This is a genomic window from Mesorhizobium sp. WSM4813, from assembly GCF_055811555.1.
On the sequence record NZ_JBVVQU010000107.1, the window covers coordinates 1 to 9356 of the forward strand.

Below are 9356 nucleotides of genomic sequence, written 5' to 3' on the forward strand. Positions count from 1 at the left end.
CCCAGCCAGCAGGTTGAATCAAAATTGTCGTGATTCGGGAATCCCTACGATTCAATCAAATGACAGAACGCTCTAGCTCAATCGGCCGCAGGCGGAGAGAGGCGGCTATTTTGCCTTGGCTTTGGGTTTTGAACCGCCCTTGCCCATAACGGAAGCGGCAAGGGACGCAGCGCCCCTGGCGGTGGCGACAACCGCGCCGGCCGCGACATTGGCCGTCGTCTTGACGGTTCGCATTGCGCTGTCGGCCATCGAGCCGCCGCTTGCCGACTTGCTCGACTTGGCCGGTTTTGCCGTGGTCTTGGCTGCGGTCGGCGTCACTTTCTTCGGTGCTGCCTTGCCAAAGCTGGGCTTTGCCGCATCCTTGGAGCGGGCGGCGACGGCCGGGCCAGCGCCCGCCTTCGATTCAGTTGCCTTTGATTGAGTTGCCCTGGATCGAGTTGCCCTGCCCTTGCCGGGCGCAGGCTTTCTTGCCTTGGTTGCCATCGGAGTAGCCATCGGACAGTTTTCCTCATGTCAGCATCATTGCCGTATCTGACATAACGGGCGGAAAGTCCTAAGGTTCCAGGCGCGGCTGGTCCTTGCAAATCAGGCGTGATCGCCGATCACCAGATCGGCGGGGCGGCGGCGGGCAAGCACGCGGTCGATGTTGGGCATGTCGTTGGAGGCGATCCAGGCGCGGGCGTCGTCGTCGGAGCGGCCATGCTCGTGCCATCGCTCGAGCAGCCGGCGCTCGAGCTCGGCGCGCGGGACATCGACGAAAAGAGAGAAATCGAACAGCGGCGCCAGCCGCGACCACGGTTCCTCGTCAAGGAGCAAATAGTTGCCTTCGACCAGGATGAACTTGGTGTCGGCGGCAATGATCGAAGCGGCGGCGCGCGACAGCTCCATGCTGCGGTCGAACACCGGAATGGCGATGTCGGGCTCGGCCGCGCGGATGCGCTTCAGCAAGGTTTCGAAGCCGGCAAAGTCGAAGGTCTCCGGAGCGCCCTTTCGCGCGCGCAGGCCGCGCTGCTCGAGCACGATATCGTCGTAATGGAAGCCATCCATCGGCACGATTTCGGCCGCCCCTTCCGGCAGCAGTTCATGCAGGCGGGCCGACAGCGTCGACTTGCCGGCGCCCGGAGGACCGGCGATGGCAACGACAAAACGCCGCGCCCTGCCGGCGCGCTTGAAGATGGTGGCGGCGAGATGAGCAATCTCGGACATCGGAGCCTTTCTGGCTGGGTGTTTGGATCGTATCTTGGCGATAGTTCGCAGCAATTTCAAATCCGGGGACTGGCGTTGCCCAGGGTAGTCGCTTCAGTAATAATCGCTTGCTGTTGAAGATCGACCAATTGTCGAGGTCGCCGCCGCCCCTCATTGCCCTGCCGGGCATTTCTCCCCGTATAGTGACGAGGAGAAAGAGCTGGCCCAACGTTGGCGCCCTTCCTGCAACGCTGGTGATTGGCGAAACCGTCGACGAGAGCACCCCTCTCCCCGTCACTATACGGGGAGAGGATGCCGGCAGGCAGGTGAGGGGCAGCGCAAGCGCCCGCAATGAGCGATTGCCTGCGCACAGCCCAATCAGGCGGGTACGGATCGGCCAATGCGCAGGAAATCGCCGTCGAAAGGTACTTCCCGCGTCGAACCGTCGGCAGCCGCAATGCGCATATGCCCCTGCGCGGTGGCGATGTCGCGCGGCGGCTCGCCGTCCAATAAGGGCAACGCCCCGATGACGTGGCGGAATGAGACATTGCGGCCTTCGCCGAGAGCAAAAGCGGTCGCCACCCCTTCCCGCTTCAGCCAGTTGTCGCCGAGCGACGCGGCATGGCCGAGCGCGGTGCGGCCGTCCTCGATGCCGAGCACGCCGCGATGGCGGCCGCTCCACGGCGCGTAGTCGCGACCGCCATTGCTGATCCACAGCATGGTGACCGGCAGCTCGGCCGGGTTCTTCAGCACCAGAACGAGATCGGCTTCCGCCTTTCGCGCCAGTGCGGTCCAGCCCGGCCCGCCATGGTCGGCCTCGACCAGCGTGACAAAATCCTCTCGGCTCTGGTCCATGCGATAGTCGGTCAGGTCGAGCGTGCCGCCAGCGGCGGCGGGAAAACGCGTCAGGTCGGTCGAGCGCGCGGGATAGGCGAATAGAAAACGGCCGCGGGCCGGATCGGGCTCGAGCGGGTCGTCCGGCGTTGCCGCAAACCGCTTGGGCGAAAAAGCGAGCCTGCCGCCGTTCTTCATCGCCGTCATCGGATGATGGGCGACGGATATCGCGCCCGAACCGCCGGAAAAAACATGCTCCTGATAGAGAAAGGGATGGTCGTCGCGCAAGGTGAGGATCTTGTCGACCGTCGCGCTCATGACCTTGTGCTGCAGCCTGAAAACGGCCCGCCAGCCATCGGCAGTCGCCTCGGAGGCGACGACATCCCAGCGGCTGTTGGCCGGCCAGCCATGCAGCGGTGCTTCCTCGACATCGCTGCGCGAAAACGGCGCACAGAGGAAATCGCCGGACAGGCGAACGGTGCCCTCGGGCAGGTCTGGCGGCAGCGTCTCGCGCGGTTCGTCGATCCACGGAGCGCGATGCAGCGGTTTTAGCCGGCGCCCGTCGATATCGACCGCCATGTCGGCGAGATGGCCGACGGTGAGATCGACCGTTACCGAAATGCCGTTTGCCTTGATCGTGAGCATGGCGCACCTGCTGATTCTGCCGGCGCCAGCAAACCCGCATGACGCCGGTAGCGCAAGCTGGGTGATGGGCATTTCACATCAGAGACGCCGGGGCACCCTGTGGGAGCGATCATTGCCGGCTGGCGGCGCTGCCCCTCATTGCCCTGCGGTTGCCGGTTGCAGGACTTGGGTTCCTCGCCCCACGAAGTGGGGAGAGGTGGCCCGGCGAGGCCGGGACGGAGAGGGGCCTTTCAGCGTCTGGGAACTCGCTGTTCAAGCTCCTGACGGCTTCGCATCTTGGTCCGTCTCGCGCCCTGTCCCTCACCGGGTTCTGGCTTCGCGAATGTCGCCCCCTCTCCGTCCCGGCTTCGCCGGGCCACCTCTCCCCACTTCGTGGGGCGAGGAACCTAGGTCTTGCGACGATGCCGGCAGGCAGGTGAGGGGCAGCGCCAACGCCGGGGGGCACCGGCATTAACGAAATAGACGGGGCAATCGGGTTACGCTACTTTCCACTCGTTTCAGCAACAGCTTACCTTCAGAATGTCCAAACCGCACCTCGTTCCGCTCATCTCAAGATTTGTCGCGGCGCTGGCGCTGCTGGTGCTGGTCGCCGGCTGCGCGACGACGCCGACGGAGACCATGCTGGCGGTGCCGGCGCCGGCGCAGAAATATGCGGCTGTCGTCATCGACGGCGGCAGCGGCAAGACGCTGTTCGAGGCCAATTCGACGGCGCCGCGCTATCCGGCCTCGCTGACCAAGATGATGACGCTCTACCTGCTGTTCGAGGCGCTGGAGCAGGGCCGCATCAGCAAGACGACGCTGATCCCGGTGTCGGACAACGCCGCCAGGCAGCCGCCGACCAAGCTGCGCTTCCGGCGCGGCGAGACGATCGATGTCGAATCGGCGATCCTGGCGATCACCGTCAAATCGGCCAATGACGTGGCGGTCGCCGTCGCCGAATTTCTCGGCGGCAGCGAAGACGCGTTCGCCACGATGATGACGGCCAAAGCGCGCCAGATCGGCATGCGCAGCACCGTCTTCCGCAACGCGTCGGGCCTGCCGGACGCCGGCCAGCAGACGACGGCGCGCGACATGGCGGTGCTCGGCACGGCGCTGCGCGCCCGCTTCCCGCAGCATTTCCACTATTTCTCCGAAAGCGATTTCATGTTCCGCGGCAGGCTGGTGCGCGGCCACAACGACATGCTCGGCCGCGTCCGCGGCGTCAACGGCATCAAGACAGGCTATATCAGAGCCTCAGGCTTCAACATCGTCACCTCCTACGATGCCGACGGCCGCCGGCTCATCCTCGTAGTGATGGGCGCCGACAGCGCGCGCCAGCGAAACGACCACGTCGAGGCGCTGATCCAGCGCAACCTGTCGCCGGCATCGAACACGACGACACGGCTGCTGTATGCCGGGGAGCAGTGAGGGCGGCGTTCGGCGGGGGCGCTCGTGATCGATGGTTTCAACTTGACAGGTGACGGCAATTATGCTAGGAATTTATTCACAGTACTGATTTGCGCCCGCCCGCCGAGGCGGGTTTTTCATTTTAGGCGCCGGCGCCATTCTTCATAAGTCCGACAAAACCGCAGGTTTGCCGGCCTGCGGGCTTGCTTCTCGCATGTTCGAGGGCCACGGCAAGCTCCAGATCGTGGGCCCCTCGCGGAATGAGCAATCCGAAAAATGCGTTATTCCGAGTTCGCAGCCTGCCGCCGGCCACTTGCCCGTTGAAGCCCGCGCCTGCTTCCGCTAAGAAGCCGTGGCTGGCCGGTTACCGGCTGGTTCGTTTTCCGGATCGTCGATCTTGAAAGCACCCGTAGCTCAGCTGGATAGAGCGCTGCCCTCCGAAGGCAGAGGTCACAGGTTCGAATCCTGTCGGGTGCGCCATATATTCAACAGAACAAGTGGTTAGCATACCAGCTCTGACTGCAATCTGATGCCCGATTGACGCTAGGCGCGAGACTGATGCGAAACTCCTCCAGGACATGGTTGTACCGCGCGAATGAGGCGTTTGCGGCAACTGTCCCAGCGGGCTCCAGAGTGCTCGACGCTGGAGCCGGAGATCAAAAATATAGACACCTTTTCGCCCACTGTGAGTATGAGTCTGCTGACTTCGAGCAAGTCAATAAGTCATACGCTGAATCCACTTATGTCTGCAGTTTGGAAGCAATACCTGTCGAGGATGCTCGATTCGATGCCATAGTATTTACTCAGGTCATGGAACATCTTCCTAAGCCAATGATGGCTCTCCGCGAACTTGGAAGGGTATTGAAGCCGGGCGGCACAATGATCTGTAGCGCCCCATTGTTCTATCAGGAGCACGAGCAACCCTACGACTTCTACCGGTATACACAGTTCGCGTGGCGAGCGATGATGAAAGAAGAGGGATTGGATATTCTAAGTATGGAGTGGTTGGAAGGATATTTTGGAACAGTTGCTTACCAACTTGAAACAGCTTCCAAATATCTTCCGACGCGAGCGTATAGAACCGTCCCGGGAGTGCTGGGATGGTCGGTGGTGCCGGTTGTGATTGTTAGTCGAGTATTGTTTCGTCTTCTTGCCAGCATCTTCTATGTCGTGGACGAACGCGGCAAGCATACGTCAAGTGGCTATCCAAAAAACTACGTTGTGATTGTCCAAAAGCCCTCGGCAGAGGGCGCACGCAAGATCTGATTGCTGCTTTCGAGCCAGCCGGCCGCCGCGCATCCATATGGAGTTCGCCATCAGTATCGGCCCTGTAGCGGCGCGCTTCTCACGGCTTGTATAGCAAAACAATCGAGTAGCAGTTCCCGGTTTCATCTCGTCCGGCGCGCCAAACTTGCGCGGTCCATTCTGGACCCATGGGTTGGGGTTTATACTCCAGTAGCCATTCTGACAGTCCTCTCAGTCGTTCAAGATAATCTCGGCGCTATGGTCCAGCCGGGACTTGATCGCCTCCCAACCCGGCATGGAGCGCGTGAGAAGGCGGAAGAACTCAGGGCTGTGATTGTGTTCCCTCAGGTGGCAAAGCTCATGAGTGATGACGTAGTCGACCGCCTCGCGCGGGGCCTTGACCAGAAAAGGATTGAGCGTGACAGAACCGCCCGTCGCGCAGCTTCCCCATTGCCGCTTCATGTCGAGCAGTCGAAAGGGCGGCGGCTCCTGTACCCAGGGCAGCGCCTTGGAAATCGCCTCGATGCGGCCGGCGAAGTAGTCCCGAGCCTTGACGCGATACCAGGCCGCAAGCGAGCCCGGAGCGCCGCCTTGTCGGTGTTGTCCGTCGCGACGATGAGGAGGCCACGCTTCAGCTTGATGTACCGCTCCGCCTTGGGCACCTGTATCACCTTCAGGACATGGCGGCGGCCGAGATAGAGCGCCTGCTCGCCGCTGATATATTGCCGTGGCAGCACATGTTCGAAGCGTTTCCTGGCATCGGTGACATGCCGGAGAACCCAGCGGGCGCGTTTCATCACGGCCTTGCGGATGGCTTCCTCGCTGGCGTCCTCGGGAGCCTCGACCTCGACGGCACCATCGGGATGGACATGATGGCAATGCGCTCGCGCCGGACTGGGTTGACCCGCACGGCATAGGCGATGTTCTGGTCGCCATAACGCAACGTCGACATGTTGCGCTCAGAGAGTGCCACGGGAGGCTCCCAGGCGTACGATCTCGACGATGCGATCTACCAGCGCCCCCGCATTGTCCAGCCCTCCCAGCGCCTTGAAATAGCGCGGCAGGAGCCTGGTCCTGATTTCGGCCTCGATGTTCGCCGGATTGATCGAGAACGTCGCCACGGCGTTGCTCACGATCCCATCGATGTGGAAGGCCGGCCACCAGCCAGTCCTCACCCCTATCCCGCGCGGCGAACTCGCCCAGCACGATCGGGAACAGACCGAAATGGGCCTGCGCGTGGGGATTGTCCGGGAAGCGGTCGGGGACATGGGGATTGGCCCGCATCCTCGCCATCTCGTAAAGTCCTTGAACAGGATGTATTGTTTGTGCGGGGGATCGAACAGGGATTCCGCCTCCTTGATCGCCTGCCGTAACAGGTCAGAAAAGACCGCCTGTGCATAAGGATCATCGGCGAGCGTCTGTTCGATGGTCTTGGTCAGTCGTGTCTTGATGACATCGGTCTCGGCGCGGGCCTTGTCATCGCTCCACCCTGACGCATCATAGCCGGCCTGCTTGTGGTCCGTGAAGCCAGTAAGGTCGATAACTCCTTCCGACTCCCTGATCTCGACGCCGACGACCTGCTTGTCGACAAGCTTGCGTATCTGCTCCTCATAGGCCGAAAAGTCGACCGTCTCCATGGCGTCCTGCTTGGCCTGGATGCGCAGCTCGGTGAAGAACTTCAGGTCCTTCTTGTAGTCGGCTATCGTCACTTCGCTGAACGAGCCATCCTCGAAGAAGGCGCGTGAGGAAAGGGCGAGCTTCAGGCACATGCCGAACTCGGTCAGCGCGGCATAGAAATCCTCGCGCACTTTCTGATTGCGATCATAGCTTGCGTCGTCTTCGCCAAGAACCGAATCTGGGGTCAACACCAGGCGGAACTGTTCGCGGTCGCCCTTGTTCTTGACGTCGCCGAAGATTGCCCACAGCGAGGCATGGAGGCCCGGCAGGCGCTTGTACTCGGTCGCAACACTGGCGAAGGTGCCTTCGATATCCTCGATGTCGTAGCCGCCTTGGGTGCGCTCGGCGAGGTCCTGATAGTCTTTCAGCGAGGTATCGAGTTCCGTCAGGATGCCCCGATAATCGATCAGAAAGCCGAATTGCTTGGCCTCGTGAAGGCGGTTCACCCTTGCGATGGCCTGGAGCAGATTGTGCTCCTTGAGATATTTGTCGATGTAGAGCACCGCGTTGCGCGGCTCGTCGAAGCCGGTCAGTAGCTTGTCGACGACGATGAGGATGTCCGGCCGGCCGGGCGTAGCGAAATCCTCGATGACGCGCCGCTCGTATCCTTCCGCATCGTTGCCGACATTGGCCGCCCACCATTTCTGGACTTCCGGGGTCTTCGCCTCGTCGGTGTCCTCATGGCCTTCGCGGGTGTCGGGTGGCGAGATGATGACGGCGCTGGTGACGAGCCCCGTGGCGTCGAGTGCCTGCTTGTAGCGAATGGCGGAGAGCTTGCTGTCGGTCGCCAGTTGTGCCTTGAGCCCGGTGCCAAGCTCCTTGAAGTTCTGCGAGAAGTGCGTGGCGATGTCCCAGGCGATTAGGTCGATGCGGTTGCCGGCGAGATAGACGCTGCCACGGGTGGCGAACTTCTTCTTCAGATCGGATTGCTGCTGGTCGGAAAGGCCTGTGGTGATCTTGTCGAACCATTTGTCGATCGCCTCGGCGTTGACGTCGACCACTGGCCGACGCTCCTCATAGAGAAGTGGCGTGACGGTTCCGTCCTCCACCGCCCGCTGCATGGTGTAGGCGTGAAGGATCGGCCCGAACTTGTTCTGCGTCTTGTCGTCCTTCAGCAGCGGAGTCCCTGTGAAGGCGATGAAGGCGGCGTTTGGCAGGGCCTTGCGCATCCGTTCATGGTTTTCGCCGCCATGGCTGCGGTGTCCCTCGTCGACCAGCACGATGAGGTCTTCGGATGCGTTGAAGCATTCCTTGAAGCGTGTCGCCGAATTGAATTTTTGCAACAGCGTGAACATGATGCGCTCGGTGCCGGAGCCGATGCGCTGCGCCAGGTCGCCTGATGACGCTTTGGCGTTCTCGCCGTCCTTCTTCGTCGCCACCGCAGAGCCGAAAGCGCCGCCGGCCATGAAGGTGGTCGACAGCTGGCGCTCCAGGTCGACCCGGTCGGTGATGACGATGATGCGGCAGCGGACAAGACCGTCGTGGATCAGCAGCGCCTTGAGCAGAAAGACCATGGTGAAGGACTTGCCGGAGCCAGTGGTGTGCCAGATGACGCCGCCCTCGCGCTCGCCGTCGCGGTTGCGCTTCTCGATCCGCTGCAGCATGGACTTGATACCGAAGACTTGCGGGTAGCGAGCGGCGATCTTGCCGAGCTTGCGATCGAAGAGGAGAAAGTAGCGAACGAACTCCAGGAGGCGATCGGGCCGCAACAGGGAGACGATGAGCCGATCCTGCCCAGTGGTGGCGACGGGCTTCGACCAAAGGCCGTCGAAGAAGACACGGACATGGGCCGGTCGCTCGTTGAAGAGCGCGGAATGATGCTGCGTCGTCAGTTTGGCGTTGACCATCGACTCGATGTCAGCTGCGAGTATTTCCTCCTCGCGCCAGCGACCAGAATTTCGACGGGGTCTCGGTGGTGGCGTATCTGCCGTCCTGCCCGGAGATGGACAGGAGAAGCTGGGCATAGGCATAGAGGACGGGGATGCCGTCAGGCTTCTGATTGCGCAAATGCTGCGAGACGCCCTCGGTTAGCATCAGTTTTTCGGCATGGCTTCCTGTCGGGCGCTTGGCCTCGATGACGGCCAGCGCGATGCCGTTGACATAGAGAACGATGTCCGGCCGGAAGCGGCCATGCCCGCCCTCCCGCTCGACGGAAAGCTCCTCGGTGACGTGGAGGCGGTTTCTCGCGGGGTCCGCGAAGTCGAGCAGCGGCACCGTGACAGAATGCTTGTGGCCGTCCGGCATGAACTCGGAGACAGTGACGCCAAGGGCGAGATGTTTCCAGACCCGCTCGTTGGCCGGGGTCAGGCCCATAGGCGCTAACTTAGGGGTAGACTGGTGGAATCGAGATGTGATTCCTAGGCCAGATGCAAAGGAATGATTCC

The 9356-nt window shown here is 61.8% G+C and carries 7 protein-coding genes, 1 tRNA gene and 1 pseudogene; 3 read left to right on the plus strand and 6 right to left on the minus strand.

Going from position 1 to position 9356, the window contains the following annotated elements; all coding sequences use genetic code 11:
* Positions 1-105 precede the first annotated feature (105 nt).
* The 3 genes from AC0L25_RS31710 to AC0L25_RS31720 form a co-directional block, all read right to left on the minus strand.
* Positions 106-483 (minus strand): hypothetical protein, encoded by a 378-nt coding sequence (locus AC0L25_RS31710; protein ID WP_473599077.1) that lies wholly within the window; start codon positions 481-483, stop codon positions 106-108.
* 102 nt (positions 484-585) lie between these two features.
* On the minus strand, positions 586-1206 hold the full coding sequence (locus tag AC0L25_RS31715; protein WP_473599071.1) for a nucleoside triphosphate hydrolase: 621 nt from the start codon (positions 1204-1206) through the stop codon (positions 586-588).
* Positions 1207-1563: 357 nt separating this feature from the next.
* Positions 1564-2664 carry a hypothetical protein gene (locus AC0L25_RS31720; RefSeq protein WP_473599072.1) on the minus strand — a complete coding sequence of 367 codons (1101 nt, stop codon included), beginning with the start codon at positions 2662-2664 and terminating at the stop codon, positions 1564-1566.
* 519 nt (positions 2665-3183) lie between these two features.
* Between AC0L25_RS31720 and AC0L25_RS31725 the strand changes: the two genes are divergently transcribed.
* From AC0L25_RS31725 to AC0L25_RS31735, 3 genes are all read left to right on the plus strand, one after another.
* Positions 3184-4071, plus strand: coding sequence for a D-alanyl-D-alanine carboxypeptidase family protein (locus AC0L25_RS31725; protein WP_473599073.1), 888 nt, complete (start codon positions 3184-3186; stop codon positions 4069-4071).
* A gap of 382 nt (positions 4072-4453) precedes the next feature.
* Positions 4454-4530 (plus strand) — tRNA-Arg (locus AC0L25_RS31730).
* 78 nt (positions 4531-4608) lie between these two features.
* Positions 4609-5316 carry a class I SAM-dependent methyltransferase gene (locus tag AC0L25_RS31735; RefSeq protein WP_473599074.1) on the plus strand — a complete coding sequence of 236 codons (708 nt, stop codon included), beginning with the start codon at positions 4609-4611 and terminating at the stop codon, positions 5314-5316.
* 210 nt (positions 5317-5526) lie between these two features.
* Here the strand turns inward: AC0L25_RS31735 and AC0L25_RS31740 are convergent.
* The 3 genes and pseudogenes from AC0L25_RS31740 to AC0L25_RS31750 form a co-directional block, all read right to left on the minus strand.
* A pseudogene (locus tag AC0L25_RS31740) lies at positions 5527-6107 on the minus strand (M48 family metallopeptidase).
* Positions 6108-6254: 147 nt separating this feature from the next.
* Entirely contained in the window at positions 6255-8819 is a 2565-nt protein-coding gene (locus tag AC0L25_RS31745) for a type I restriction endonuclease subunit R (RefSeq protein WP_473599075.1), read from the minus strand.
* 10 nt (positions 8820-8829) lie between these two features.
* Positions 8830-9285, minus strand: coding sequence for a type I restriction endonuclease (locus AC0L25_RS31750; RefSeq protein ID WP_473599076.1), 456 nt, complete (start codon positions 9283-9285; stop codon positions 8830-8832).
* Positions 9286-9356 lie beyond the last annotated feature (71 nt).

Bases quoted from the DNA above. Each gene is read 5' to 3' on its own strand.
- AC0L25_RS31710 (WP_473599077.1), bottom strand. From the start codon at position 483: ATGGCAACCAAGGCAAGAAAGCCTGCGCCCGGCAAGGGCAGGGCAACT.
- AC0L25_RS31715 (WP_473599071.1), bottom strand. From the start codon at position 1,206: ATGTCCGAGATTGCTCATCTCGCCGCCACCATCTTCAAGCGCGCCGGC.
- AC0L25_RS31745 (WP_473599075.1), bottom strand. From the start codon at position 8,819: ATGGTCAACGCCAAACTGACGACGCAGCATCATTCCGCGCTCTTCAAC.
- AC0L25_RS31725 (WP_473599073.1), top strand. From the start codon at position 3,184: ATGTCCAAACCGCACCTCGTTCCGCTCATCTCAAGATTTGTCGCGGCG.
- AC0L25_RS31750 (WP_473599076.1), bottom strand. From the start codon at position 9,285: ATGGGCCTGACCCCGGCCAACGAGCGGGTCTGGAAACATCTCGCCCTT.
- AC0L25_RS31720 (WP_473599072.1), bottom strand. From the start codon at position 2,664: ATGCTCACGATCAAGGCAAACGGCATTTCGGTAACGGTCGATCTCACC.
- AC0L25_RS31735 (WP_473599074.1), top strand. From the start codon at position 4,609: ATGCGAAACTCCTCCAGGACATGGTTGTACCGCGCGAATGAGGCGTTT.